The 26,045-nt window shown below is 37.0% G+C and carries 25 protein-coding genes; 8 read left to right on the forward strand and 17 right to left on the reverse strand.

From position 1 onward, the window contains the following. The first annotated feature begins 39 nt into the window (after nt 1-39). A complete protein-coding gene (locus AABK36_RS14510; RefSeq protein ID WP_309938178.1) occupies nt 40-2,436 on the forward strand; it encodes a TonB-dependent receptor in 2,397 nt (798 codons plus the stop codon). A gap of 48 nt (nt 2,437-2,484) precedes the next feature. Here AABK36_RS14510 and pafA read toward each other — a convergent pair whose 3' ends face one another. Together pafA and AABK36_RS14520 are read right to left on the reverse strand one after the other, a co-directional pair. Then, a complete protein-coding gene (pafA, locus tag AABK36_RS14515) occupies nt 2,485-4,143 on the reverse strand; it encodes an alkaline phosphatase PafA (RefSeq protein WP_309938177.1) in 1,659 nt (552 codons plus the stop codon). Nucleotides 4,144-4,230: 87 nt separating this feature from the next. After that, nucleotides 4,231-4,656, reverse strand: a complete 426-nt coding sequence (locus AABK36_RS14520; protein ID WP_309938176.1) for an SRPBCC family protein — start codon at nt 4,654-4,656, stop codon at nt 4,231-4,233. Between the two features lie 394 nt (nt 4,657-5,050). Here AABK36_RS14520 and AABK36_RS14525 point away from each other — a divergent pair, with 394 nt between their 5' ends. Then, the gene (locus tag AABK36_RS14525) at nt 5,051-5,455 is read left to right on the forward strand and encodes a hypothetical protein (protein WP_309938175.1); all 405 of its coding nucleotides are present in this window, start codon (nt 5,051-5,053) and stop codon (nt 5,453-5,455) included. Nucleotides 5,456-5,496: 41 nt separating this feature from the next. Here AABK36_RS14525 and AABK36_RS14530 read toward each other — a convergent pair whose 3' ends face one another. Together AABK36_RS14530 and AABK36_RS14535 are read right to left on the reverse strand one after the other, a co-directional pair. Next, on the reverse strand, nt 5,497-6,525 hold the full coding sequence (locus AABK36_RS14530) for a hypothetical protein (RefSeq protein WP_309938174.1): 1,029 nt from the start codon (nt 6,523-6,525) through the stop codon (nt 5,497-5,499). Nucleotides 6,526-6,762: 237 nt separating this feature from the next. Next, nucleotides 6,763-9,201, reverse strand: a complete 2,439-nt coding sequence (locus AABK36_RS14535) for a hypothetical protein (protein ID WP_309938173.1) — start codon at nt 9,199-9,201, stop codon at nt 6,763-6,765. Nucleotides 9,202-9,479: 278 nt separating this feature from the next. Between AABK36_RS14535 and fabV the strand changes: the two genes are divergently transcribed. After that, the gene (gene fabV, locus AABK36_RS14540; RefSeq protein ID WP_309938172.1) at nt 9,480-10,670 is read left to right on the forward strand and encodes an enoyl-ACP reductase FabV; all 1,191 of its coding nucleotides are present in this window, start codon (nt 9,480-9,482) and stop codon (nt 10,668-10,670) included. Nucleotides 10,671-10,712: 42 nt separating this feature from the next. Here fabV and AABK36_RS14545 read toward each other — a convergent pair whose 3' ends face one another. From AABK36_RS14545 to mnmC2, 3 genes are read right to left on the reverse strand one after another with little or no spacing between them, the layout of a single operon-like run. Beyond that, nucleotides 10,713-11,585 carry an ATP-binding cassette domain-containing protein gene (locus tag AABK36_RS14545; RefSeq protein ID WP_309938171.1) on the reverse strand — a complete coding sequence of 291 codons (873 nt, stop codon included), beginning with the start codon at nt 11,583-11,585 and terminating at the stop codon, nt 10,713-10,715. Then, nucleotides 11,582-12,280: a molybdate ABC transporter permease subunit gene (gene modB, locus AABK36_RS14550; RefSeq protein ID WP_309938170.1), complete on the reverse strand. Its 699-nt coding sequence runs from the start codon at nt 12,278-12,280 to the stop codon at nt 11,582-11,584. Before modB ends, AABK36_RS14545 begins: the two co-directional genes overlap by 4 nt. Beyond that, nucleotides 12,277-12,960, reverse strand: coding sequence for a tRNA (5-methylaminomethyl-2-thiouridine)(34)-methyltransferase MnmC2 (gene mnmC2 / locus AABK36_RS14555; RefSeq protein WP_309938169.1), 684 nt, complete (start codon nt 12,958-12,960; stop codon nt 12,277-12,279). The genes modB and mnmC2 overlap by 4 nt, the downstream gene beginning before the upstream one ends. Nucleotides 12,961-13,003: 43 nt before the next feature. On the opposite strand from mnmC2, the gene AABK36_RS14560 reads away from it, so the two are divergent. Beyond that, nucleotides 13,004-14,140 carry a glycerate kinase family protein gene (locus AABK36_RS14560; protein ID WP_309938168.1) on the forward strand — a complete coding sequence of 379 codons (1,137 nt, stop codon included), beginning with the start codon at nt 13,004-13,006 and terminating at the stop codon, nt 14,138-14,140. A gap of 46 nt (nt 14,141-14,186) precedes the next feature. Here AABK36_RS14560 and AABK36_RS14565 read toward each other — a convergent pair whose 3' ends face one another. After that, nucleotides 14,187-15,650, reverse strand: a complete 1,464-nt coding sequence (locus tag AABK36_RS14565; RefSeq protein ID WP_309938167.1) for an MFS transporter — start codon at nt 15,648-15,650, stop codon at nt 14,187-14,189. Nucleotides 15,651-15,757: 107 nt separating this feature from the next. After that, on the reverse strand, nt 15,758-16,309 hold the full coding sequence (locus AABK36_RS14570; protein WP_309938166.1) for a lipocalin family protein: 552 nt from the start codon (nt 16,307-16,309) through the stop codon (nt 15,758-15,760). A gap of 110 nt (nt 16,310-16,419) precedes the next feature. Here AABK36_RS14570 and AABK36_RS14575 point away from each other — a divergent pair, with 110 nt between their 5' ends. Further along, nucleotides 16,420-16,878 (forward strand): hypothetical protein, encoded by a 459-nt coding sequence (locus AABK36_RS14575; RefSeq protein ID WP_309938165.1) that lies wholly within the window; start codon nt 16,420-16,422, stop codon nt 16,876-16,878. Here the strand turns inward: AABK36_RS14575 and AABK36_RS14580 are convergent. The 8 genes from AABK36_RS14580 to AABK36_RS14615 form a co-directional block, all read right to left on the reverse strand. Continuing rightward, entirely contained in the window at nt 16,875-17,432 is a 558-nt protein-coding gene (locus tag AABK36_RS14580; protein ID WP_309938164.1) for a rhomboid family intramembrane serine protease, read from the reverse strand. The two genes, AABK36_RS14575 and AABK36_RS14580, sit on opposite strands and share 4 nt — an antisense overlap. Nucleotides 17,433-17,466: 34 nt before the next feature. After that, nucleotides 17,467-19,011 carry a polyamine aminopropyltransferase gene (locus AABK36_RS14585; protein WP_309938163.1) on the reverse strand — a complete coding sequence of 515 codons (1,545 nt, stop codon included), beginning with the start codon at nt 19,009-19,011 and terminating at the stop codon, nt 17,467-17,469. Between the two features lie 71 nt (nt 19,012-19,082). After that, on the reverse strand, nt 19,083-19,940 hold the full coding sequence (locus tag AABK36_RS14590; RefSeq protein ID WP_309938162.1) for a DUF350 domain-containing protein: 858 nt from the start codon (nt 19,938-19,940) through the stop codon (nt 19,083-19,085). 39 nt (nt 19,941-19,979) lie between these two features. Continuing rightward, nucleotides 19,980-20,711, reverse strand: a complete 732-nt coding sequence (locus AABK36_RS14595; RefSeq protein ID WP_309938161.1) for a hypothetical protein — start codon at nt 20,709-20,711, stop codon at nt 19,980-19,982. 19 nt (nt 20,712-20,730) lie between these two features. Continuing rightward, nucleotides 20,731-21,285, reverse strand: a complete 555-nt coding sequence (locus tag AABK36_RS14600) for a DUF4178 domain-containing protein (RefSeq protein ID WP_309938160.1) — start codon at nt 21,283-21,285, stop codon at nt 20,731-20,733. 102 nt (nt 21,286-21,387) lie between these two features. Continuing rightward, nucleotides 21,388-21,537 (reverse strand): hypothetical protein, encoded by a 150-nt coding sequence (locus AABK36_RS14605; RefSeq protein WP_309938159.1) that lies wholly within the window; start codon nt 21,535-21,537, stop codon nt 21,388-21,390. Between the two features lie 81 nt (nt 21,538-21,618). Continuing rightward, the gene (locus AABK36_RS14610; RefSeq protein WP_309938158.1) at nt 21,619-22,326 is read right to left on the reverse strand and encodes a PspA/IM30 family protein; all 708 of its coding nucleotides are present in this window, start codon (nt 22,324-22,326) and stop codon (nt 21,619-21,621) included. 39 nt (nt 22,327-22,365) lie between these two features. Next, a complete protein-coding gene (locus AABK36_RS14615) occupies nt 22,366-22,767 on the reverse strand; it encodes a YbjN domain-containing protein (RefSeq protein ID WP_309938157.1) in 402 nt (133 codons plus the stop codon). 274 nt (nt 22,768-23,041) lie between these two features. On the opposite strand from AABK36_RS14615, the gene AABK36_RS14620 reads away from it, so the two are divergent. From AABK36_RS14620 to rlmB, 3 genes are all read left to right on the forward strand, one after another. Next, nucleotides 23,042-23,809: a helix-turn-helix domain-containing protein gene (locus tag AABK36_RS14620; RefSeq protein WP_309938156.1), complete on the forward strand. Its 768-nt coding sequence runs from the start codon at nt 23,042-23,044 to the stop codon at nt 23,807-23,809. Between the two features lie 581 nt (nt 23,810-24,390). After that, nucleotides 24,391-25,275 carry a GWxTD domain-containing protein gene (locus tag AABK36_RS14625; RefSeq protein ID WP_309938155.1) on the forward strand — a complete coding sequence of 295 codons (885 nt, stop codon included), beginning with the start codon at nt 24,391-24,393 and terminating at the stop codon, nt 25,273-25,275. Then, nucleotides 25,248-26,033, forward strand: a complete 786-nt coding sequence (rlmB, locus tag AABK36_RS14630; protein ID WP_309938154.1) for a 23S rRNA (guanosine(2251)-2'-O)-methyltransferase RlmB — start codon at nt 25,248-25,250, stop codon at nt 26,031-26,033. The genes AABK36_RS14625 and rlmB overlap by 28 nt, the downstream gene beginning before the upstream one ends. Nucleotides 26,034-26,045: the final 12 nt, after the last annotated feature.

Consider the following 26,045-nt stretch of genomic DNA (forward strand, 5'->3'; position numbering starts at 1 on the left):
TAATTTCTATCACTAATGCAATACAAAAAACTAATTTGCATGTTGGTTGCATTTGCGTATGCTTTTACTTCATATGCAGACGGCAATCTAAAAGGACATATTGTGTCAAAAAATGAGCAAGAACATGTTTCTTACGCCTCCGTATTAATCAAAGACCTGAATATCGGTGGATCTACCGATGAGCAAGGGCATTTCACCATCAACAACATTCCAGAAGGTACGTACACAATTATCATCTCCGCTTTAGGATATAAAACCATCGAAAAAAGCGTCACAATAAAAGATGATAATACTGCTGACATACATTTTAACCTCGAAGAGGATTTATTCAAAATGGAAGATGTCGTTGTATCCGCAACTAAAACCAGCAGAAGCCGAAAGGATATCTCAGCAGTGGTCAATGTACTGGATATGAGCACATTTGAAAACACTTCTTCTGTCAATCTCGCCGAGGGACTTAACTTTGTACCGGGAGTTAGAACTGAAACCACATGCGGAAATTGCGGTTCCACTTCATTGAGGTTAAATGGCCTTGAAGGTTCATACACTCAGATCTTGATGGACAGCAGGCCTGTTTTCAGTGGCTTGGCCGGCGTATACGGACTTGAGCAAATTCCTGCTTCCATGATCGAAAGAGTCGAAGTTGTCAGAGGCGGAGGTTCAGTACTTTTTGGCAGCAACGCCATAGGTGGCACAGTCAATGTCATCACCAAAGAGCCGCAACACAACGGCTATATGATCGGCGGAAAAGTAGGAACGATTGACGGCAAGTCCTTTGATCGAAATATGAATTTCAACACATCAATTGTCGGAGAAGAAGGCAATTCAGGACTATACCTGTACGGGTCTTATCGATCTCGCGACCCTTGGAATGCAAACCCGGACGATATATATTACGATGAAGACGATGTCAATCAAGAAAATCCAAAAAAAGACGATTTCACAGAAATTACTCAACTTGAAAGCTTGACAGCAGGGTTCAAATCCTTTTACAAATTTGGCGAGAGAAAAAGCTTGAAAATCGGAGCTACAGTTACCAACGAAAAAAGAAGAGGCGGAAACAAACTGGATATGGCTCCGCATTTATCCGATATCACTGAACAGCTAGAGCACAACATCATAGGCGGAGATATCAATTATGACTGGACTTCTGCAGACAACAAAACTTCCATCAATGCCTACACCGCCGGCCGTCTAGTGGAACGAGACAGTTACTATGGCGCCGAAATGCAAAAAGACGCTTATGGAGATTCGAAAAGCACCAACATCGTAAGCGGAGTTCAAATGAACAACAAAATCGGCAAAGTCCTTTTCGGACAGTCCACACTTACTTCCGGTGTTGAGCATTCATACGAAGATATACTGGATAGAAAAAAATCTTACTATGACGAGGATGAAAATGCTTATGTCCCTGCGCTTATCGTATCTCAGCAACATATTAATACATTTGGCGCATTCATTCAAAATGAATGGACCAGTGAAAAGTTCAATTTATTAGCTGGTGTGAGATTGGATCATGTTCGAATCAGAGACGAAGTAAATGCTGACAGCCCTGAAAAAACAGTGACATCATTCAATCCAAGGATTAATGGTAAATACAAAATCACTCCCGACATGCAACTAAGAGCGGGCTTTTCAACAGGGTTTAGAGCGCCGCAAATCTTCGATGAAGATCTTCACATAGAAATGGCCGGAGCGAGAGCTATAAGAAATGTATTGGATCCTAACCTGCAACAAGAAAGATCATTTTCTTACACTTTCGCTTGGGACTGGGAAACATACATAGGTTCATGGCAAGCTTACTTCTTAGTAGAAGGATTCCATACAATCATTAAAGACCCTTTTTACTCTCAATTCATGGAGACGGAAGAAGGAAGCGGCGAGTACATTTTCTGGAAATCCAATTCGGAATTTGATCAAAGAGTAAGCGGAGTAAATATGGAGTGGAGACTTTCTCCTGATCCAAGATTCAATTTGCAAGGTGATTTGACCATACAAGAGGCTAAATTCACTGGCGCCAATCCTTGGGGAGAAGAAGACCAAAGCGTATCCGATAGAATTCTAAGAACGCCAAACACTTATGGTTCTATCAGTGCCAATTACTCTCCATATAAAAAGCTAATGTTCAGCGTATCTGGTATCTACACAGGTGAAATGCTTGTGCCTCATTTGCCGGGTGGTTATATGAATGGAAAATTGAATGAAAATGAAAGACTTGTGGAAACAGATCCATTTTTTGATATGTCTATCAAAGCGACATACGACTTCTCTTTATTAAACGACTTAACACTTCAAGTTGGCGGAGGAGTAAAGAACGTTTTCAACAGCTATCAAAAATCCTTTGACGCTGGTCCGGGAAAAGACGCTGGATTCGTTTATGGTCCAGCTAATCCGACCATGTACTTCCTTGAAGTCAAGCTAGGCAATCTTTGGTAAAAGAAAATCCCGCTTTGAAATCAGCAAAGCGGGATTCTACTCTATTCATCAATCATCAAACAACTCGACAATAGACTCTCCAGTAGCCGCGCTCGGAAATTTGATTCCCATCATTAAGGATAATGTGGTAGCAATATCGGTAATTTCACACCTTCTTACAGACTTCCCTTTAGGCACATTTCCATAAAAGATTATCGGCACATGCGTGTCATAAGTATAAAATGTGCCATGCGTAGTGCCCTTCTTTGAAAACCAATCCAGCCAACCCGATTTTAATCCAAACAACACATCTCCCGACTCTTGCGCCATATAACCTCTAACCATAAAACCAAGTCCTCCACCAGAATTGTAATCAGACTCTCCCAACAAATATCCTGAATAAGACAATAGTATTTCATCATTTTCCAAAAGAAAATCTGCCACTTGTTGCCTCACAAGCCTTAAGCTCAGTTCTCTCTTCGCTATCAGGTCTTGATTCAAGTACACTTGAAAATAATCGATATCCTCTACCCATTCAGCTTCGCCATACTTCGAAGTTAAAAATCCATTGATCTGATCAAATGCTTTGTCTTTATGAAAAAAACCTGCTGGAAAGTTTCTATCCATTAAAAATTGAGGATTATCTGCTCCCGCATGATCAGCTGTCAAAAACATCACATATTTGTCTTTCCCCACTTTCTCATCCAAATAACTGATCAACTCCGCAATATTCTTATCCAGTCGAATGTAAGTATCTTCTATTTCAACAGCTTCAGGACCATATGAATGCCCGATAATATCCGTTGAAGAAAAACTAACCGCCAGAAAATCAAGCTTGTCATTTTTCCCCAACCCTTCTCCGTCGATAGCCGCCTTGGCCACCTCCAAGGTCAGATCATTCCCAAAAGGTGTAAATGGAATAACTTCATAGCCTTTATCTTCTCGTTCGATACTTATCTTTTTCAAATCATAAGGAAAACGCCCATTTTCACTCAAGGAAATAACATACTTGTCATCATTTCTTGTGCTTTCAGTATACTGATCTATGGGAAATACTGTGGTCCATTGCTGGTTAAGATACGTCTTAGGAAGCTTTCGGTTGTTAAAGACTCTTAGCCAACCGGGAAGCTCATCCATATAATATGTGCTAGTAACAAAATTTCCGCTTTCGGCATCAAACCAAAAAGCTCCATCCGGCTTATGTCCGGCTGGCAATATCGCGCTTCGATCTTTTATAGCGACGCTTATTACCTTGGACTCAAATTGAGAAAAAAGTTTCAACTCATCAGTAATCGTTGTCGACAATAAATTTTGTGGAGAAGCCATCCCCGCTTTCGTCTTGCTCCCAACCGTTCGTTCCGTTGAATCATAGACGCAATAAATGGATTTTTTCAAATCCCGGTCATACCAGTTATTGCTGACAATTCCATGAAAAGCAGGCGTTGTGCCTGTGTAGATAGATGCATGTCCGGGACCTGTTGCTGTTGGGACATAATTATAATGAGCATTTTGCATTTCAAACCCCTCTTCAAGCAGCTTCTTGAATCCTTCATCCCCAAACTTGTCATAAAAACGGGTCAAGTATTCTTGACGCATCTGATCAACTACTACACCAACTATCAGCTTGGTTTCATCATCTCGATCTTGAGATACCGCTTGACAAAAGGAAGCAGCTACTATCCAGATGGTAAAAAACACTCTGCTTAAATTTTTAGAAAACTCTTTCATATGATAAAATAATCTTGGACTTCATCGATTCACTATTTATTAACCTTATCCAAAACCTCTACCAAAATCTATGATTCTCCTTTTTTTCTATCGCATAAATGGAGTTGACGAATTTTCCTCCACAAAATCCTTAAGGCTATACATCAATCTGCCCCAATCAGTATTGCATCGTGTGAAATTTGGAACATCTTTTTCCCATCCGCCATGATTGAAATTCAATTGAAAAAAATCCGGCTGCTTTTCAAGCATTTGAAAATGAAGATAAGTATTCAACCATTCCTCAGGGCCATCTTCGCAAACTAAATGCACTGATTCATTAGTTTTCATCTCTACCATTTTCATTCGCATGACTATCTCTCCTCCATTAAATCCAAATGAGATAATGCTTGAGCTTTCATCCAGCTCAACATGAGGAGTCCACCAAGAAGCAAAGCCTTTGGCTGTGCTAATCGCAAAATACACTCTTTCAATTTCACCCTTGATATTAATTTGATGCTCTATTTTCTTCATCATTATTAGTCTAAACCTACTAAACATCAAATTCTATAATCTCACAATTGTTTAAAAATCTCCTATTTAATTAAATATTCAAATATTAAGCATAACTAATAAATAAAAACACAATCATACTATCTATAAAAAAACTAAAACCATCTAAATCCTTGACTTTACAAAGACAAAACATTAAAACAACATTAAATATAAATTAATACAACACAAATTATACAATACCAATAAGTATTCATAAAAATATAATTTAGACAACTTTAAACTATAAAATTCAATTTACATATATTCAAAAAAGTAACATTTTAATAAATAATCAGATTACATACTTAAAAATTTAAATTTTTAGATTAGCATATTCATATCAATAATATTTCATTAATAATATCATAACAAGACTATGCTTTTTTTCACTAACAAAAATGTGGACATCAATTATCTGGAAGAAGATAATTTGATTTCAGTCAACTGGAAAGGCTATCAAACTCTCGAAACCATTCAAAATGGAATGGAAGAATTAATCAAGTGTTTTCAAGAATTTTCAACAGGTTGCTTATTGATTGACAATCGACAAATCAAAGGCACTTGGACTATGGCTAATGATTGGATCGTGACTGATTGGACTCCAAGAGCTAAAAAGTTCGGTTATCATAGCGCTGCATTTATCTTTTCCGACGATGTATTCTCAAGATTCTCTATCAAAAGATATATCGAAGAGTACAATGACGGAATCTATATGCAATCATTTAGTGAAGAAGAAAATGCCATAAAATGGCTTAATGAAAAACAGAGCGTGGAAGCTTAAAACCAGTGCGGCATCCGGATATTAACGGATGCCGCAAATTCTTATTTCAATTTGTACTTTGTGATCTCGAACTGGCTTTGAGATTGCCCTGCGAACAACTTGCTGCCTATATATGACTGAACCACCAATAAATTATCATTAATAACTTCAGTATTAGTAGGCCCATTCATTCCTTTTGTAGTTTTGAATGTCATCGAAGCCGAAGACCAATCATTATCCGTCTCCAACATCTTAAGAGCGCCTAATGACCAAGATCCATCTTCCTGCACCTCATATGCTTGAGCCACTATCAATTGATTCTCATTGATCAAGTTGATGCCATCTCCTCCTCTCAAATCAGTATCATGCGCTACTTCAGCCACTGAGCCTGTTTCTGTATCTATTTTAAACAAAATGCCACTTCCCATCTGCACAGTCAGTATGAATCCATCAGGATGATAAGTAATACCATTCAAATTAAATGGAAATCCTGAAAATTGATCGCTTTGAGCAAGCACTTCAGCTTCTCCTTCTTTTGAAATTTTATATACAACAGGACGCTGGCTATCTGTCATATACACATTGCCATATTGGTCAAGGCAGATATCGTTGCCATAACAAGGCAGTTCGCCCAGACTCGTTAGATCTATCCAGTTGACTTGTTCTTTTGTTTTCAAATCATAAACTGCCAAAGCCGTAAGCGCTCCGTTTTCCGCATTTGCGTATTTATCAGAAACGCCGATAGCTCCTACAGCCACATACATAAGATTTCTTTTTTGATCAATCTTCACACCTCCAGGAGAGATCATTAAATCCGACTCAAAAACTTTGACTAATTGTCCTTTATGATCATATGAATAAATAGCACCTTCCTTATAAGCAGACAAAAATACTTGCTTGGACTCCAAGTCATATGCAATTCCTTCCGGAAATAGATTTTCTTTTTCTAAAACAATTTGCTGAACATCCACAGTGTCTATGCTTACATTTTGAGTAGGGTGGCCCCCATTCCAAGGATCACCCACATGCCAGCATGAAGACATTGAACCCAACAAAAAGACTGAAGCTAATCCTAATAACTTTTTTCTCATGATAAAAATAATTTAATTGTTGACAAAAAATTCATCACCGTCATATTGCTTAATTACTAACTCAAAAAATATTGCAAAAATGACGACAGAGGTAAGTAGTTGAAGGTGAATCAAATAGAATATAAAAATAGCCCACCTCAAAAAACTAGATTTATTACAAATAAACCTAATCAAATTTAAATAATAAAACACAAAAAAACTGACTGAAAATTATCTTAAAACAATACTATAAAACCATTATTTACTTTCATCATCAGAAGAATTATAAGGAGAATAAGCGTGAAAATACTTGTCATCGAAATATAAATTCTCCTCACTATCCAATGAAGAAGTCAGCGATGCTGATCCCGGTCTTTTGGTTGTCCAAGGGCAAACTTTATGATCATTGCATCTTTCACTTAAATTCATATCCTTGCGAAAATCTTTCTCAAAGCTTAAAATATTTCTTTTATCCTCCTCTGATGTCCAGCTTTTCACCGCTCCTTTTTTACTTTCCGGCATTACTTCTCCTTCCATCATATGCAAAGCTTTAGTCAGCTCCAAGCCATATTCGATGTACTCTGGATGCGGTGTCAATACAAACTTCGTTTCTCCATTCAACTTGCTTACTCCTGAATAATCCGCATTAGATCTCATATTTGGATTAAACCTTAGAGATACAGAACTTCCTTTCCCCCTTCTCAGCGAACCTGTAAAAGGACTTATCTTATAAACAATGTCCAAAGGATTATCCGCTTCACTTCGAGCTGTTTCATGAATTTTGGAATCGCTTACGAATTTTAATGCCTTGCCCTCACCAGAAACTCTCACAAAATTTTGCAATAACATTCTGCCTGTTTGCGTCATAAACAACCTTGCGTTAAAAGCATTAAACCTCTTAAGCATTTGTCTCCTCATTTGATCTTCCTGTTTGTCGAAGCTCAAATGACTAAGCTTTTCCATTGCTCTCAAGACATTTCTCCATAATTTATTATTTGCCTCCACTTCATGCATATCCATCATCATCATATCCGGCATCCAAACATCATTGGCATTATGCACAATATGATCGATAACTGACTCAAACTCCTCATCCAACAAATCCATTAACAATAATATAGAAAAGTACAGCCTGTTATCTTCAGGTTTTGCGACTCCTTTATTATGAGAATATTCTATTGCGTTTCGATCGATCCACAAGTGCATGTCTTTTTGGAGCAATACTAACAATTGCATTCTTTTACGCATGTCAACTGGATCATAACTCGAAGACAACCTATCATAATCATACAAATACGCCATGAATTTCATGCAATCTTGAGTTTCCTCTTTCGTTGGCAAAGGACAAAACTCATTCAGTATATTTCTAAAAGCCCTCGACCCAAAAACTTTAAGTGACGGCATCTTTAATTCTCTTGCTTGATAAGCTCCTGATAGTTCTTTGCCTGAACTCACAGACACTGTCAATAACGGAGCGTATTCCTTATTTCCTTCCATCAGCTTATCATGAAATGTTTGCCCATCTCTGGTCCCATGCATATCCATATACCAAGCCCTTTGATTTTCATCGTCAGAGGCTTTCATTTTTTTAACAGCCTCCAACCAAAAATCAGTATGTTCCTCTTGAAAACCACCTAGCCCCATATGCACCTCCTCATCAGTCATCTTGCCAAATCTAGAATCAACACTGGCAAGCAATAATCTAAGCCTCTCCACATTCAAGGCTTCCCTGCTTCGTTGCTCTAATGAAATAAAATCGCTACCATCCAAGCTCACCGCCATGACCGGGGCAAATAGATTATTAGCAATCGTCATATTGTTACCGGAAGCTTCTCCTTTGAAATACATACCAACCAAAGCTCCTCCCAATTCTGGACGGGCATAACTATTCACTCCATATGATTTATTCTGCTTTTCATTAAGCGAGCTAGCCTCAATCAAAGAATACTTCTCGGCCATTTCCACCATGGCCTCTTTACCCAAGTCTTTGGTAAATTCTTGATTGAAATCTTCCGGATTCAGTACCCTTTCATCAGTTAAAATAACCATCAACTTTTTCATCTCTTCAGAAAAATCATCCGACAGGGAGACAGCTCCAGGTCTTGGTTCATATGGTCTCGCCGGTTTAAATTCCGAACGTCTAGCAATCTGATCATAACCAAAAAGCATGGATGCAGTATCACACGAAGCCCCTCTAAACGGCAGCATTTCAAAGGGTTCAGGACGATTAGCTCTTACACATTCCCTGCATTTAGGCGTTGCTTCATAAAGCTGATTTCGTCCAACCATCATTTTGCTTCCAGTCAATTCCAACACGACTAAACTACCTTGTTTTTGCAACATTTCCATTGTCACCCTTACTACCTCCTCGACTCCAAAAAAGCTCTTTGCTTGCATCCCCTCTTTCATCGGAACAGCTAAAGTCATGTCGTCAGAAATCAGATACTCCAAGCTTTCACTTGGCACAGTTACTTTCTCTATTTCTATATATGGGAAGCCCTCATCACTATGGGATATTTTCTGCTTTTGCATAAAAACATGAGAAGCCATTAACTCAACTCTGGAAGCATCTTCCTTTTCCGTAGAAAAAAAAGCTTGCAAAGGAGGACTTTTATAAGCCAAACAATCAGCTCTCTCAGATTTATTGACGCCTAATCGGCTTTTGACATTATCATGTTTGATAACATTGTAAGGCATAGACTAATATTTTCCCACTATATTATAATGATTTCTGTATAATTTTGTTAATCGATTCTCACCTTCATCTTACTCTAGCTTCATTAATTCAAACACAAGGAAAAAGAATCCCCAACGCATCAATTTTTATAAAAAATGAATGACAATGTAATTCTACTTTATTAATTTCGAATGTATTTTTTTAAGCCAAGAAATGGTAAAGGCATTTTGGATAAATCAAATCCTAATGATAAAATCCCTTTACGCTTAATTTTGAATAGAAATTAAATATTAGCATTATGATAATAAAACCATTAACAAGAGGCTTTATCTGCCTTACAGCTCATCCTACTGGATGCGAGAAGAATGTTCAAAATCAAATTGAATATATCAAAAGCAAAGGCAGTATCGAAGGTCCTAAAAAAGTATTGGTAATCGGTGCTTCTACGGGTTTTGGTTTAGCGTCTAGAATCACAAGCGCATTTGGTTCTGATGCTTCTACTATTGGAGTATTTTTCGAAAAAGCTCCTAGAGAAAGAAAACCAGCAAGCCCAGGATGGTATAACAGCGCTGCTTTCGAAAAATTCGCTAACGAAGAAGGCTTGTACGCTAAAAGTATCAATGGCGACGCATTCTCCAATGAGATCAAGCAACAAACTATTGATATGATCAAAGAAGATTTAGGTCAAATCGACATGCTTGTTTACAGTCTTGCTTCTCCAGTAAGAACGGACCCTGCCACAGGAACTAGACATAAATCTGTTCTTAAGCCAATAGGCGATGTTTACAAAAATAAAACTGTCGACTTCCACACTGGCAATGTAAGCGACATTTCGATCGATCCTTGCAATGATGAAGATATTGCAAACACAGTAAAAGTAATGGGCGGTGAAGACTGGCAACTATGGATTGACGCTTTGAAAGAAGCTGATGTTCTTAGCGAAGGATTTACGACTATGGCTTATTCTTATATCGGCCCTGAACTTACAGAGCCTGTATATCGCAAAGGAACTATTGGCAAAGCCAAGGAAGATCTTGAGAAAACTGCCAAGACTATCGATGCTGACCTTTCAGCAATCAAAGGTCATGCGTATGTTTCTGTAAACAAAGCATTGGTTACTCAAGCGAGCTCTGCTATTCCTGTGATTCCACTTTACATTTCATTGCTTTATAAAACAATGAAGGAAGAAGGTATCCACGAAGGATGCATCGAGCAAATCCAAAGACTTTATGCAGATAAACTATTCGTTGACCAAGTTCAATTAGATGAAGAAGGAAGACTAAGAGTTGATGACTGGGAAATGAGAGATGATGTGCAAGCGAAAGTTACTGAATTATGGAAAGAAGCGACTACAGAGACATTGCCTGCTATCGGAGACTTGAATGGCTACAAAACGGACTTCTTCAACCTATTTGGCTTTGAAGTAGAAGGTGTAGATTACGAAGCTGACGTGAACGAAGTAGTTAATATTCCGAGCATCAATGCTTAATAAGAAAAACTCATAGTTCTTACCCTTATATTTTGGAATAGCTTACTGCAAGCTATTCCTTTTTTTTTGATCAAGAATCGAAGCATGCTTTGTATCGAAAGAAACAGACACAAGCTCACCCTGCTTATAGCTTTGCATTTCTTTCATCTCGATTTTTTGGCCACTAAGCTCAAGCTCTACGATAAAATAATCCTCATACGCTTTGCAATTGATCACTGTTGCCCATGCTTTCAGTTCTTTTTGAGTAGAATAAGGAAAAAAGTATTCTGAAGGACTACCTTTATCTTCAACCTTGCCATTGTCAACAACAAACAATCGAGACGACATCTTTAATAATTCATTCTTTTCATGACTCACCATGATAGCAGTGAAAGCAAGCTTCTTATGCAACATCAAAACATAGTCTTGCATTTTGGAGCGCATACCCGAATCCAAAGCGGAAAAAGGCTCATCCAATAGCAATAATTTTGGTTTTCTCACCATTGCCCTTGCCAATGCGACTCTTTGTTTTTGGCCTCCGGAAAGTTTATCGGGATAAGAACTCTTCAAATGATCCAAATCCATGATATCCAACATTTCATTTAAATGAATATCCGACTCTCCTCTTTCCAATCCATAACTTATATTATTATAAACTGTCATATGAGGAAACAAAGCATAATCCTGAAATAAATAACCTATGGCTCTATTTTGAACCGAAATAAATTGACCGCTCTGGCTATCATTCCACACTTGGTCATTGAAACTAATGCCTCCTTTATCCGGCTTTGACAAACCGGATACTATCCTCAAAAAACTAGTCTTGCCGGCTCCAGAAGCACCATACAAACCAACGATTTCTCCTTCAGGAATGTCCACATCGGCATTTAACAAGAAATCACCATTCCGCAAAGCCTTTTCTACTTTTACTTTCATCGATTCCAAATTTTAGAGAATGACTTTCCATTAAGCATGTAAATCACAAATAATATGGCGAATGAAATCCCAAACAACACTGCCGAATAAAAATTCGCCGATGAATAATTCAATGATTCCACTTCATTGTAAATAGCAATGGAAGCTACTCTAGTCTCTCCGGGAATATTGCCTCCAATCATCAAAATAACTCCAAACTCTCCGATAGTATGAGCAAATGTCAAAACCAAGCCTGTTAATAATGAAGGCTTTATCATCGGCAATACCACCCTTCTAAAAGTTTGAATCTTGGACTTGCCCAATACATAAGAAGCATCAAGCAAATTTTGAGGGAAATTCGTAATCGCGGATTGTATAGGATGTACCATAAACGGCAAGCTGTATATCATAGAACCTATTACAAGTCCCTCAAAGGTAAAAACAAGCTTGACATCAAACCAATTTTCCAACCAGCTCCCCAATACACTTCTTGGACTTAACAGCAACAATAGATAAAAGCCAATCACTGAAGGAGGCAAAACCAAAGGCATGCTTACCAGTGCCTCCCAGAAAGGCTTAAGTTTGCTCTTGGTTTGCCCCAGCCATAGAGCCAAAGGAACTGCAAAGACAAAAAGCATCAAAGTGCTAACCAAAGCAAGCTTCAATGTAAGCCAGATAGGCTCCCAGTCATTAATAATTATATCACCTAAAATCATGTCAATAATCCTCTGACCATCTCTTTTTTACCGGGAGGGCCAGGAATGGACTCAACCTCAAAACCAAGACTCCTCAAGTCTCTTTTCAACTGTCCTTTAGCACAGTAAGTGGTCAATATCCCCGGCATAGACATGTTTTTTCTCACTTTTCCAAGAACTTCCAAATCCCACATTTCAGCTTGCTTACTTGGCGCGAAAGCATCAAAGTAAATCAAATTGAACAACTTGTCATTGAATTCAGCGTCTTGAATTTTAGCTTCCATCTTATGCAAAGAGAAGTTTTCACTTAATGACACCTCCTGATCCCATTCCGCCTCATGCATGTTCAAAAACTCATTCTGAGCAGTCTCTCCTCCCAGCTTTTCTCCATAATTTAATTGGCGAGTTATATTTGCATCCAAAGGAAATGGCTCCAAAGTAGTATAGTTTATTTGAATGGATAAATTTTCATTCGCCCAAAGCTTGGTCAGCAAAGCATTCAAGCCCGTCCCGAAGCCTATTTCCAATATATTGACTTGTGTTACTCCAAACTTGTTGATCAATTCATCCAAACCTTCTTTGATGAAAACGTGCTTGGATTCATTGACAGCTCCATGAAATGAATGATATGTTTCGTTCAAGGAAGGCACAAACAAAGAATGCGACCCATCCTCAGTCTCAATTAATTTGACTTCAGGCATAATTTTAATTAATTTTTATCCATACAGTTCAAACAACACATTTATGATTAAAAATGTATTGATCTCGCCTGACAAATTTAAAGAATGTCTTTCAGCTTTGGAAGTTTCAGAGGCCATTGCTGAAGGGATTAAAAGATTTGACTCTTCCATTCACACAATAATCAAGCCTATGGCTGATGGAGGAGACGGAACATTATCCGTCCTAGCGCAAGCTTATAATGCCAGCTATAAATATTTTGACGTATCGGATCCGCTTAACAGAAAGATTTCAGTTCCAATGGCTATCCTAAACAAAAGCCATAGAAAAATAGGCGTCATAGAAATGGCAAAAGCATCAGGCCTTGCTCTGCTAAAACAAAATGAAAGAGACCCCAACATAACATCCACGTTAGGCACAGGTGAGCTCATAGCAAAAGCATTGCATGAGAACTGCGACGAAATAATTGTAGGAATTGGAGGGAGCGCTACCAATGATGCAGGAGCTGGCGCTTTGCATGCTCTTGGCGTACAATTCATCAATAGAGACGATAAATTATTTATTCCAACTGGAAGGACTCTTGACCAAATCAAGTCCATCCATTTTGAAAACCTTAATCCTAAACTTGAAAATACTCAGCTCAAAATTGCTTGCGATGTCTCAAACCCATTTTACGGACCTCAAGGAGCAACTTATACCTTCGCACCTCAAAAAGGAGCTCCGAACACTGGCTTGGCGAAATTAGACAAAGGCATGCAACACTTCGCCGACTTGCTTAAAGAAAAAAATCATGATCTTCAATCTATAAAAGGATCCGGCGCAGGAGGAGGAATAGCAGGAGGTTTATTTGTCATTGGAGGCGAACTGCAAAAAGGCTTTGATTTAATTTCCAAAGCTGTTGATCTTGAAAATGATGTTCATCAAGCGGACTTGGTTTTTACTGGAGAAGGAAAGGTAGATGCCTCATCCGCTAAAGGCAAAGTAATATCGGGCATTGGCAAGCTTTGCCAAAAATACGACAAAACCGCGGTCGCATTAACCGGAAAACTTGAAGATGGGTATGAAGAAATTTTCAATCATGGCATCAGCTCCGCATTTAGCATTCAAAACCAACCAATGTCTCTAAATGATTCATTTCAACAATCAAGTAAGCTTCTGTCTAATGTCAGCGAGAATATTATCAGGCTTTTAAGCAAAAAATAAGGTCATGCTAAAAAACATGACCTTATAACTTAATCGTTATTTTATGTTAAGCACTAACGGCTTCTTTCTCTTTCACTTGCGGCCTCAACAAAAACTTATCATAGAAGAACAAGCACGTCACTGTAAATATCGCTAAAGCAAAAATGATATACGTGATAGACCCTGGGTTATAAGTATCCCATAATGTTTGCGTCAATTGCGCATCAGTCATTCCCATTGACTCGGCTACCTTATTGAAAAACACATCATTTGGCAAGTCTGTAGAAATTTCCAGTCCCTTTTCAGCGGCGAATTTTTGCGTCAGTTTCACTTTATCTGAAAGCACCTCGTATAGGTCTCCTGAAATAAACCCTGCGAAAATATTTCCTACAAAGTGAGGCAAAAACGATGTTCCCATATAAAGGCCTTTTTTCTCATTAGGAGCCAAACTTCCCACGTATTCAGTAAATTTTGGAGAAGAAGCCATTTCACCTATAGAGAAGAAAATGATACCAACAACCACATAATATGGGTTATTCGTTAACATGCTAAATCCAATACCAACACCGCACACCAAAATGCCAGATATCATAGAATTAATCGCTCTCATTCTAGCCACAGCTGAAGAAATTATTAACTGTAGCAAAATAATTGCTAATGAATTCATATTCGTAAACAACTGAAAAGCAACTTGCCCATTTTTATCAGTCATCCATTCCGCTAACCAAGGACTAAAACCTTCAACTGAAGTAATAATCGATCTTGTATCAATCCATTGCACGATAAAGTTAGGAAGCGTATAATAAATCTGATTAAAAACCGTCCAGAAGAATACAAATATCACCAACAAAATTGTCAGTTTAATATCGGACAAAGCCTCAAATATGTTTTTAAAACTTTTGCTGATCAGCTCTCCCAAAGGTTCTTGAGCTGCATTTTCATCTCTTTCCGGCTCTTTAAAGAAAAACAATACCAAAATAATATTAATTGAAATTGATATAGCACTCGCAATAAACATCATCGTCCATCCTCCGTCTCCTTTGATCAAAGACATCGTAGCAATTGGTCCTAGGAAACCTCCAATATTCACAATCATATAGAATATTCCGAAACCAATGGATGAATTTTCCGTCGTCGTAGTCTTCGAAATCGTCGCAGAAATCACAGGCTTAAACAAAGCGGCTCCAAATGCCATAAACCCAAAAGCCATCACAAATGGCCAAAAATCCGTGATATAAGCCATTGAATAATAACCTACACACATAATTGCATATGATGCGATCAAAACCTTCTTGTAACCTATCCGGTCCGCCAGAGTACCTGTAATGATTGGCAAAAAGTATAAAGCTCCAGTAATAATCGAGATAACCCTCGATTTTTCAACTTGCGACCATTCCAAACCACCTTGTGAAACAGGAGTCACCATGTAAACCGCCAAACTGGCGAAAATACCATACCAAGCCCATCTTTCAAATAGCTCCATAACGTTAGCTACCCAAAATGTTCTTGGAAATTTCTTAAAAACGCTCATTTAAATCTTTATTAAAATAGAAAATTCTGAATTGAAATCGAATTACAAAATAATCATTTAAAATCAATAAATCAAAAATTTATCTATGAGCGAACGGTTCAAAAAAACTACTCTTCTATCATACTTTGATCTGTTTTCCTTAACTGAAAAATATCAAAATTCATTGCCTGCAACTCCCTTAACAATTCCTGATAAACTCCTTCATCCATTACTTTTTCTCTAGACAATATCCAAAGGTACTTGTAATCCGGACTCGCCACGGCAGCATAAGCGTAATCTTCCTCATCCAAAGCAACAATCCAATAATCTCCTAAAAACGGCCAAAAGAAACGGACTTTAAGTTTTGAGTTACCCGAATCTTCCACAGGAAAAGCTCTGCCTCGTATACTTTTCCACTTGTTCTTGGAAGCTAAGTAGCATTTATTCTCAACAGTCACATAGCCTTTTTCCATATTCAATGTATATTCGGCTGACACGTTCGAGCAACCTTTTTCAAATCTAGCGGGAAAGGAAGCTATTTCGTACCAAACACCTTGATATTTTTCTAAATCCACATAAGGAACGGTCTCCAAATCTGTCTCTAGCTTCTTTGCTTTCTTGCGAAATGCCACTAAAACAAAACCAGCTAAAAGCAATATTGCCCAACGGATAATTTTCATGTTTTTTACTTTCTCAACAACAAAAACTGGAAAATTGATTGCTCCATTGAATAAAATTATGAAGTTCGAAGAAGATCCGATAAATTGCTCGACTTATCACATACACTAATATGAATCAAGAATTTAACACACTTCGAGAATCCATTCAGGAAATAAATAATGCTTTAGCAACTATCAACAAGCAAGAATTAAAAAATATTGAAACCTGCATATTCTTGGAGAATGAAATAACTCTACTTAAATCCAGCATAATTTTTCGAAAGATTATAGCTTTCATTTCCCAACAACCCAACCTTCAATATCAAGGGCTAATAAACAAGAAAAGAAATTTTCAAAATATTAAGGGACACTCTCAATTTCATGAACTCAAAGAATTAAATATATGCTTAAGAAATTATAATGGCATAGTCCATGAGGAACTGGAAGCAAGCTACCCAAGATGGGGAAAAAAAGGATCTGAAATCTCAATTAACCTAATCGTTGAAAGTTTGAATGAAATCGTACTTGGCGCGATCAATTTCATTGAAGGCGTTCAAAAAATCATGAACGCCAAGGAAGACTCCAATTAAAAGACTCTCTTTTTTAAAGCAAAAAAGCCAAACACTGCTCCGCATACGCCTCCAATAATATGAGCGAATTGAGAAACTTGATCATTTTTAAAAATATCAAACACCTCTTTCCCTAAAAATAATACCGCTACCAAAATAAATGTCAGAGGGATGGTATGTTCTTGCGCATTGACTATCGAACTCAGAAGTATCATCATAAACACGATTCCACTCGCTCCCAAAAGTCCATGGTCAAACAACAAGATGTTCAAAATACCAGTAATCAAAGCGGTAAACAATATCATTACCAACAACTGCTTTGATCCATACTTTTCTTCCAACAAAGGGCCCAACAATAAAATAAAGGTGAAGTTGCCTAACAAATGGCTCCAGTTGGAATGCCCCAATACATGTGAAAATAATCTGAAATAATCCAAGGGATTCAAAAAATCCATATGACTGCCGACCATAAAATAGCTCATAGACCTAAAACCTGTCATATAGCCAAGAATCATTACTATCACACTTAAAAATGCATATGTAAGCACTACAGGAGAGTTATAAGTTACTTTCATTTCAAAAAATTTCCAGTACGTAATTATTTACTTGTTAATATACATCCCAAAAGCCTGCTTCATAATACCTAGGAAGCACGGGATTGTGTATCGCGTTAATTTCCACTTTTGATTCAACACCTTCAAAGACAGTTTTCCCAAATGAGCATATCATTTTCAAGCCATCTTCATTCAACCACTTCGTATTTATATTTTTCAATGATATATTTTTTATATCATTTATCAAATCCTTTCTGGAAATGTTTTTAGCTCCCAAAATCCATCCCCATTCCCCTAACGTTACAACTTGATTATGCAAAGGCACGGAAGTAAAACCAGCATGACTTACAGTAGCTTCAATGCACTTAAACGCACGCTCTGCATAATATGGACTTCCAGCTTGAGTAATCATCACACCATGCTCTTCAAGTCTGCTATAACATAATCGATAAAATTCTCGGGAATACAATCTCGACAGTTCAACAGATTTAGGATCAGGAAGGTCGATAATTATAGCGTCAAACTTTCTGCGCATTTTTTCTAAATAAGCAAAACCATCATCGTTAACAACTTCCAGTCTATCGCTGAAAAAAGCACTCTGATTCAAATTTCTTAACAAGGGATTTTCTTTGCCTAAGTCTGTCATCGCTGGATCTAAATCCACCAAAATGATCTCTTCAACACTGGGATACTTCAGCACTTCTCTAATAGCGCATCCATCTCCTCCACCCATAATCAAAATACTCTTAGGCTGGTCGATCAAACCCATTACTGGATGCACTAAAGGCTCGTGATACATTACTTCATCCACAGAACTTAATTGCTGATTCCCATTTATAAACAACCAAAAACCTTCATCCGATGCGGTCATTACAATTCTCTGATAAGCGCTTTGTTCAGAATACACCAAAGGATCCTTATATCTTCTTGATTCGCCGTATTCGACAATATCCTTAGCGAAGATTAAGCCTCCTAATAAAGAAACCGCGATAGCCATCCCTCCAAAGACAATTTTCACTCTTTTAGCCTGTCCGAAAGACTGCCAGACTACATAGGTCAAAGCCAAAGCCACTATGAAGTTCACGCTCCCCAATACAAAAGGCGTATATGTCAAACCTAGATACGGCAAGCCGACAAATGCGAAAAATACACCACCAAGCAATGAACCATAATAATCTTTCTCCATCACGGATGAAATATTCACCTTCAATTCTTCAAATTTTTCATTAAGGCGAATTACCAGCGGAATCTCCATGCCTATCAACAACCCAATCACTATGCTCATAAAATATATTATAAAGCCCACCAGGTCAGGAATAAAAGCGGAAAATAAATAAGTTATGATGGAAGCGAAAGAGCAGATAATTGACAAAATAAACTCAATGGAAATAAAAGCAATCATCAAGTCATCATTAATCAATTTGCTTAACCGGCTTCCCAAGCCCATTGAAAACAACATGATCGATACGATCATTGTAAACTGCAAAACCGAATCACCCAAAAAATATGTCGCCAAAGTTGACAAAGTGTATTCCGCTACTATCCCTGCCAAACCTGTAGCAAATAAAGCAAGCTTCAAAATTCCCGACTTATACCTCATCGCTCTTCATCAAAAAAGGAACGACTATTCGCCGTTCCCATATTATTTTAAATCTCTTCTTAATACGTTGACTAAATTGCCCAGCAAATTAACGTTGAACCTCCTATATATGAAAATGCTTCAATCAAAGCCGCTCCAACATTAGGTTTGTCTTGATTAACAATTTCATCTGTCAGATTTCGACCCGGCAAGAGGATCTTATCCGTCATCAATCTTGCCAAAGGCAAAAATATCAGTCCCAACAACACTTCAAAACCTAAAAGCATCAAACTCTCTTGCCAACTATAAAACTCAGTAGCAAGACCATTTCTAATCAAATTGGCAATTGCGATCAAAGCCCCTCCAAATCCGATTCCCACAGCTATATTATTTTTTTCAATATGCTCATGAATATCATAAGGGGTAATCAGATTATAAACAAAGCTTGTCAATATTAATATCGCTTGACCTATCAACCAAAAGTATATCGCTGTTAAGATATCTCCTCCATCTCCAATGATGGCACCCATGATAATTAAACCAGTAGAAATTGAAATAGCCGCATCTACTGCCCCAGTTCCTACATTCTGATCTGTAATTATTTCCTTCTTGATATCGAATTTGCTCAAGATAATTTTATCATTAATATAGACAGATAAATTCAAGAGCACAATAGCTACTATTCCGTACAGCTCTATTTGTATAAAGTCATTCAACAACCCATTTGACTCGCCAGAAATAGCCGCTCCTATAGCCAGCAAAAGTCCAACGAAATAACCAACATGGGCAACAGAAAAAGCTAAATTGTCTTTTTCCACTAATTCATGCTTGACGCTGATATTAGGATGGAAAATTTGATAAGCGATCTTACCCAAAACCACTAAGACAAAGCTTGCTCCCAAATAAACCAAGGAAGCCAAAATACCATTCAATAGATTAGAGATATCCATTTTATATAGTTGTGTTGTTAATTGCTGAAAAAATTCCTGTTATTTACCAAAACCACCGCCTCTCGACCTATAAGACGATCCGCTGTATCTAGAACTTGACCTTGAGGAAGACCTGGAAGTACGGCTATTCACTCTGTTTTTAAAAGTGTTTTGTTTTTTAGACCATACCGAGTTGCTCTTCTGATTAGTCGTTCCATAAGTTCCGTAATACGTCCTGCCATTTTGTGTAGGACCATAATAAGATCTTCCGCTCGAGTAATAATTATTTCTATAGTCATTCCAATAGCTTCTTCTGGCCGGGTATGCCAGCAAGTTAAACATGGAATTCATAAATGCATATCGTCCATAAAATTCCCAGAATGAACTACCATTGCTACCTTGTCTCCATTGTCCATATTGAGAGTTCCCTATATAATTAGAGTACCCTGCAGGACTAATTTCTTTTTTAAGTTTTCCATCAGTCTTGGAAACGATTGTCATCCCCAAGGCATCTTCATATTTCAAAAACTCTCTCTCCGAGACTTCGTAAAACGGAGTAGTTGTCTCCGTAGGAAGCCCGTTCACAGGCTTGATGATTTTGAATTGTTGCTTGTAAGTATTAGAAAAAATCCCTTCAGCATCCATATCTTGCAAGATAATAGAATAAGTCGGCACTGAATCCAATGACACTATCAGTTTATCCAGAGCAGATTTCTTGTATCCTCCACCACCGCATGAATACAGGGATGCTATCAATACAAATGCTAAAGAAATATGCAATAATCTTTTCATTGAGGTAATTTATGCAAATTTAAGCTTTATTCGAAGGAATAATATTAGAAAATTGAAACTCCTTCACCACAGTTCCAATTGAAGCTTCAAACTCCTTTTCTCCCCACTGAGTTATGGAAAGTATTTTCTCTTCCGATTTATCGTAAAAGTCCCAATTGATCAGCTCAGCCCAACTACCTTCATCTTCGCCAAACTCTTTGCAATATCCAGCGCTGTCTTCATCAAGAAAGTAAGTAACACCCTCATAGCTGATCTTGGAAGGCGGAGTTTCTCTGCTGACAATATACTCTGGAAGATCTTCTTCAATATGTCTAATCTTCACTGGCCTCGTCACTGATAATTCCATTTCGGTATTATCATCCACTGACAAATAAATATATTCTTTGCCATCAAACAACTGAAACTCCTTTGTGAAGCAATTATTCCCCCAGTCATACTCAAAGGCCTTCTTCACTTCCCAATTTTGCATGTCGTACTCCACGATAAAACCAACGTTCAAATCACTCAACTTTAAATTTGTCGGATCATATGAAGGCTCATCTTTCTTTTTATTAAAAAAATCAAATAATCCCATACCTTTAATAATTTTGCACATGAAATCTTGCCAAGCAAGATAGTAATAGTTTATTACAATTTTAACACCTCAATGTATAAATTGCATAAACTTTTTAATCATCTAATTAAGAATATTAAACACCTTGCCCAACACCCATAAGGTTAGAAAAGATGCGATCAAAACAACAACTATCCAAAAAGCCAATTTCAGCATAAATGAAAAAACCAAAATCGCCAATAAAATAATCAATACAAGCTTTAATATTTCCATGATATTCAATTAGATGATTAAAAAAACCTTATGATAACTCATAAGGTCAAAAATAGATTAATGCGGGTCAAAAGGTCTATTTTATGAATTTCCTTTAAGTTTAGCTTTCAACGCAGCCAACTCGTCTGATGCAGCGCTACTGGAAGAAGACTCCAATGCCTTGTCGATTTCATCGTCTACAGATTTGCTCTCGTTGGCAATTTCTCCATATGACTCAGCCAAAGCTTCATCTTCAGCAACTTTGTCTTTCATTTTTTCCAACATAGACACAGTGCTTGATGAATCGATCTGAGCCAATTGCTTGTTAAGTTTTTGAGTCGCGTTGCTTACTTTGACTCTAGCCTTCAAAGTCTTTAACTCATTTTCCCACTTGGAAATGTTCTGGCGCAATGTGCGAACATTTTGCTCAAGTTGAGTCACAGAAAGCTCAAATTTGTCTCTTTCCGCCTTCGATCTTGTAGCGTGTTGCTCGTTTTCACCTTTCTTTACCAAAGCTTGGCTAGCCAATCTATCCGCTTCGTCAGCAGCCATATCGCCTGTTTCAGCTCTTTTAATTAATTGTACGGCTTTAGACTCATAATCTTTTGCCTTGTTGTTATAAGTCTCGAAGTCATTGCGGGCTCTTATAGCCATTGCTTTTACTTCAGCCAAAGACTTAAGACTAGAGTCAAGATCCTTTTTCATATCTCTGATTCCTTGCTCTGTCAATTTAATTGGATCTTCCAATTTGTCCACCGCTGCATGGGCTTCCGATTGTCCTATCTTGAATAACCTTTTGAAAATGTTCATAATATGCCTATTTATAATTTTCTTGAAATAACTATTGTACTAATATTTGCCTTTAGAGAATAATATCAAATCATCCGAATACTCGCTTAAAAGAAGTCCTAAAGAATTTAACGTGGCTTCAATCTCATTGAGATCCAAATTCTCGATTTGCAAAGTATCTCTAAAAATCGCTTTTCTTCCTGAATCATCAAGAACAAAGGCTCCATGAATTATATCTCTATTCTTTTGAAGCAATTTTTTCCAAATCTCGGCGTTGTCTTCTGGCAACTCAAAAATAAACTGTTCAAAAATCAAAATCGGGTCGGCAACACCTATCATCATATTTTTAACGCCATTGGACTCATGCTCGATAATAAATACATCATCTTCTTCGCTTTCGAAATTGATGATATAGCCCAACTCATTCAAATAATTCTTAACTTTTTGAAAATGGTTTTCCATTGGTTTTAGTTATTTTTGTCTTAAAAAATTCATCTCCATAAAGATAAATTTTATCTCCTAATAAAGCTAACATTAGCTCGTCTCGTGCGACATAATATACTATACGGAAGCTTTTGCTCATAGTTTCAGCATTGCTCATAAAAATAGAAATTTTTGGAAAAATTTTTTTTCTTCTCCAAGAGACTTTATTTTAGCTAAGAATTTATACAACTTCTTCATTCATTGTAGAATCAGAAGCCCTGCAACAATACTTTAAAACAAGAAAATTTCAGACATGTCAAAAATAGGCAAGAATATCAAAAAAATCAGAGGAGTGAAGAAAATGAGCCAAGCGGTATTTGCCGATCTTTTTAATCTCGCTCGTCCTAGCATTGGCGCTTATGAAGAAGGCCGATCTGAACCAAAGATTGAAACTATCATACAAATTTCAACTTATTTTGGCTTATCTATCGACGCATTACTAACAAGAGAGCTGACTGTCAATGAAATGTATAATTTTGACATCTTTGAAGACCTTCCTGAAAGCAATAGTTTGTTTAAATCCGCAAGCCAATACCCATCTATTCCCCTAGTTCCGATCGAAGCCCACAAAAGCTACTCACTTAAATATAAAGACAAAACCTATATCAAGGGACTTCCCAAAATAAACATTCCAACGAACAGCAAAAGTTTAAAGTTCAGGGCATTTGAAGTTCATCATGCCATTGCATTCAATTCAATAAACCTTGAGAAAAGGGATATTCTTATCTGTTGCAATATCAACTTGGAAGCTTTGGATAGAAACGATTTGATTGTCAAAATCAATAAAGGCCACTTGTCTTTTCTAAAATACATTAGAAACGAGAGCAACACCCACTTCGCTATAGATTTAACAAACAACAGAAAAACTACTTCATTTGACGAAATAGACATGATTGATAAAGTATGGAAATGTTCTTCTTTCATTTCGACACATAAAAAAATAAGCCTTCAAAACACCAACAGACTTGAACAAAGGATTGAAAATCTCGAAATTGAAATACTCAAATCAAAACAACAATGATTTTGCATTAATCTTCAAGATAATTTACTACAATCTAATTTGATTTCTTACTATAACTATTTTTATACATTCTTTCTATACATGTTGACAAAGCGATATTAACCCGTTTTTTTTATCTGAATATCCATAGTAATTACATTGCAAACACTTTAGTTTCAATAAAACTCAGACCTTGCTGGCGGTTCTAGTCAAACCGAAAGCTGCCTTCTCAGTTATTTATTTAATTCTTTCATTTCATGAATTAAATACAGGAGGGGCACATGAAAAAGCACTTTATAGTAATTTTATCATTAATATGTTTAATTTTTTCAACAAGATCACACTGCTTTGCTCAGTCCTTTTATAGAGTAAATACTTCCTACAAATATAATCCATACACCCCTATTCATTTCAATTACAAAATTGAGAAACAAGGGAAGCAATATATAATTCACACTCTAATCAAACTGAACTGGGATGGCAATTTTGACAATTCCTACAAGCTGTCTTATTCCACAACGAAATCATATAAAACTCTGATTGATTTTCAGCAAACTCCTCTTATTTCTGAAAATTCAACTAAACAAAACTTGAAAGATGGAATGTATTTAAAATTCGCCTTGCCTAAAAACGAAATAAATAAACTGGTCATACTACACGTTAAAACACTTGATGGAAGGCATCAATATTTATATGACATTAATTTGAATGACAAGTCGAAGCAAATTGATATGGAAAACTTTGAATTCGACTTTTTAAAATCATATATATCACTTAACAAAATCGATGCAATCAACACTCCTAGCCTAAATCATCAACATGTAAGATTGGCTATACCTGAAAAAGAATTGAAAGAAGCTCTTCCAGCCATCGAAGCGACGCATAATAAACAAAACTATGAAGACTCAACATACTTCATCCCTCTTATTGAAGCCTCTACTTCTAGCCAAGAGGGATTGTATATATTGCAAAGTGACTTTCAACCCAACAACAAACAATATTTAGTAAAAGGCGTTGAAAATGATTTTCCTAAATACAATGAAATCGAAGACTTAATAGGTCCAATCAAATATATTGCTACTAAGAAGGAGTATGAAAAAATCAGCAAATCCATTGATCCTAAAAAAAGCTTCGACAAATTCTGGATTTCATTAACACGTTCGGAAAAAAGAGCTCAATACCATGTAAAAAAATTCTACAAGCAAGTGACCAATGCCAATAAACTCTTTACTAATCTCAAAGATGGCTGGAAAACAGATAGAGGAATGGTCTATATCATTTTTGGACCGCCAAATGAAGTCTATAAAAATGGAAAAAAAGAGGAATGGACTTATTTGACCGTGGATAACTTCAAAATAAAGTTTACTTTTGTGAACAAAAAAAGTTTGTTGTCAGGCTCTGAATACAAACTCAAAAGAAGAAAGCGATATAAAAGAGTCTGGTTGAGAGAAAAAGACTTATGGAGAAACGACCGAAAAGAAATATAGCATTCCCTAAAAATAAGAAAGACAATATTGAAATGGTGTTCGGAATACGAGCTATTCTTGAATCCATCAATTCAGGCAAAGAAATCGAAAAGCTTTTCATACAAACAGGAATCAACAACGAACTAATCAAAGAATTGATTCAAACTGCGAAAAATCGTAAAATTCCTTTTGTCAAAGTACCTCAAGAAAAGCTCAATAGAATCACTAAAAAGAATCACCAAGGTGCGATAGCCTACCTTTCTGCAATTAAATATTTACCTCTCGAAAATATTATTTACCAAATATTTGAAAAGGGAGAGGACCCATTTCTACTAATACTTGACAGAATCACAGACGTAAGAAACTTCGGAGCTATCGCAAGAACCGCAGAATGCTTAGGTGTTCACGCTATAATAATTCCTTCCAGAGGCGCAGCACAAGCAAATAGCGATGCTATTAAAACTTCCGCAGGAGCGTTGAACTATATTCCTGTATGCAGAGAAGACAATTTGAAAGAAACCATCCAATACCTTAAAGATAGCGGGATCAATATTGTGGCTTCTACGGAAAAAACCGATACATCAATATTGGATGTTGAAATGAACGGTCCTGTTGCTATTATTATGGGCTCTGAAGAAAATGGCATATCCAACGAATACCTGAAACTTGCAGATCAAAGAGCTAAAATTCCTATGACAGGAAAAATAGAATCCTTAAACGTATCAGTTGCAGCAGGAATGATGTTGTATGAAGCGGTTAAACAACGATCTAAAAATTAATTCCTTAGGATA

Origin of the sequence: Aureibacter tunicatorum (assembly GCF_036492635.1) — a bacterium.
Lineage (GTDB): Bacteria > Bacteroidota > Bacteroidia > Cytophagales > Cyclobacteriaceae > Aureibacter > Aureibacter tunicatorum.

Coding starts and splice junctions, on each gene's coding strand:
- rlmB (WP_309938154.1), top strand. CDS start 25,248: ATGGAGAAACGACCGAAAAGAAATATAGCATTCCCTAAAAATAAGAAA.
- fabV (WP_309938172.1), top strand. CDS start 9,480: ATGATAATAAAACCATTAACAAGAGGCTTTATCTGCCTTACAGCTCAT.
- AABK36_RS14615 (WP_309938157.1), bottom strand. CDS start 22,767: ATGGAAAACCATTTTCAAAAAGTTAAGAATTATTTGAATGAGTTGGGC.
- AABK36_RS14580 (WP_309938164.1), bottom strand. CDS start 17,432: ATGAAAGTAACTTATAACTCTCCTGTAGTGCTTACATATGCATTTTTA.
- AABK36_RS14625 (WP_309938155.1), top strand. CDS start 24,391: ATGTATTTAAAATTCGCCTTGCCTAAAAACGAAATAAATAAACTGGTC.
- AABK36_RS14535 (WP_309938173.1), bottom strand. CDS start 9,201: ATGCCTTACAATGTTATCAAACATGATAATGTCAAAAGCCGATTAGGC.
- AABK36_RS14620 (WP_309938156.1), top strand. CDS start 23,042: ATGTCAAAAATAGGCAAGAATATCAAAAAAATCAGAGGAGTGAAGAAA.
- AABK36_RS14545 (WP_309938171.1), bottom strand. CDS start 11,585: ATGAAAGTAAAAGTAGAAAAGGCTTTGCGGAATGGTGATTTCTTGTTA.
- AABK36_RS14600 (WP_309938160.1), bottom strand. CDS start 21,285: ATGGGATTATTTGATTTTTTTAATAAAAAGAAAGATGAGCCTTCATAT.
- AABK36_RS14585 (WP_309938163.1), bottom strand. CDS start 19,011: ATGAGGTATAAGTCGGGAATTTTGAAGCTTGCTTTATTTGCTACAGGT.
- AABK36_RS14575 (WP_309938165.1), top strand. CDS start 16,420: ATGAATCAAGAATTTAACACACTTCGAGAATCCATTCAGGAAATAAAT.
- AABK36_RS14605 (WP_309938159.1), bottom strand. CDS start 21,537: ATGGAAATATTAAAGCTTGTATTGATTATTTTATTGGCGATTTTGGTT.
- AABK36_RS14610 (WP_309938158.1), bottom strand. CDS start 22,326: ATGAACATTTTCAAAAGGTTATTCAAGATAGGACAATCGGAAGCCCAT.
- AABK36_RS14595 (WP_309938161.1), bottom strand. CDS start 20,711: ATGAAAAGATTATTGCATATTTCTTTAGCATTTGTATTGATAGCATCC.
- AABK36_RS14530 (WP_309938174.1), bottom strand. CDS start 6,525: ATGAGAAAAAAGTTATTAGGATTAGCTTCAGTCTTTTTGTTGGGTTCA.
- AABK36_RS14520 (WP_309938176.1), bottom strand. CDS start 4,656: ATGATGAAGAAAATAGAGCATCAAATTAATATCAAGGGTGAAATTGAA.
- pafA (WP_309938177.1), bottom strand. CDS start 4,143: ATGAAAGAGTTTTCTAAAAATTTAAGCAGAGTGTTTTTTACCATCTGG.
- AABK36_RS14560 (WP_309938168.1), top strand. CDS start 13,004: ATGATTAAAAATGTATTGATCTCGCCTGACAAATTTAAAGAATGTCTT.
- AABK36_RS14510 (WP_309938178.1), top strand. CDS start 40: ATGTTGGTTGCATTTGCGTATGCTTTTACTTCATATGCAGACGGCAAT.
- AABK36_RS14525 (WP_309938175.1), top strand. CDS start 5,051: ATGCTTTTTTTCACTAACAAAAATGTGGACATCAATTATCTGGAAGAA.
- AABK36_RS14570 (WP_309938166.1), bottom strand. CDS start 16,309: ATGAAAATTATCCGTTGGGCAATATTGCTTTTAGCTGGTTTTGTTTTA.
- AABK36_RS14590 (WP_309938162.1), bottom strand. CDS start 19,940: ATGGATATCTCTAATCTATTGAATGGTATTTTGGCTTCCTTGGTTTAT.
- modB (WP_309938170.1), bottom strand. CDS start 12,280: ATGATTTTAGGTGATATAATTATTAATGACTGGGAGCCTATCTGGCTT.
- mnmC2 (WP_309938169.1), bottom strand. CDS start 12,960: ATGCCTGAAGTCAAATTAATTGAGACTGAGGATGGGTCGCATTCTTTG.
- AABK36_RS14565 (WP_309938167.1), bottom strand. CDS start 15,650: ATGAGCGTTTTTAAGAAATTTCCAAGAACATTTTGGGTAGCTAACGTT.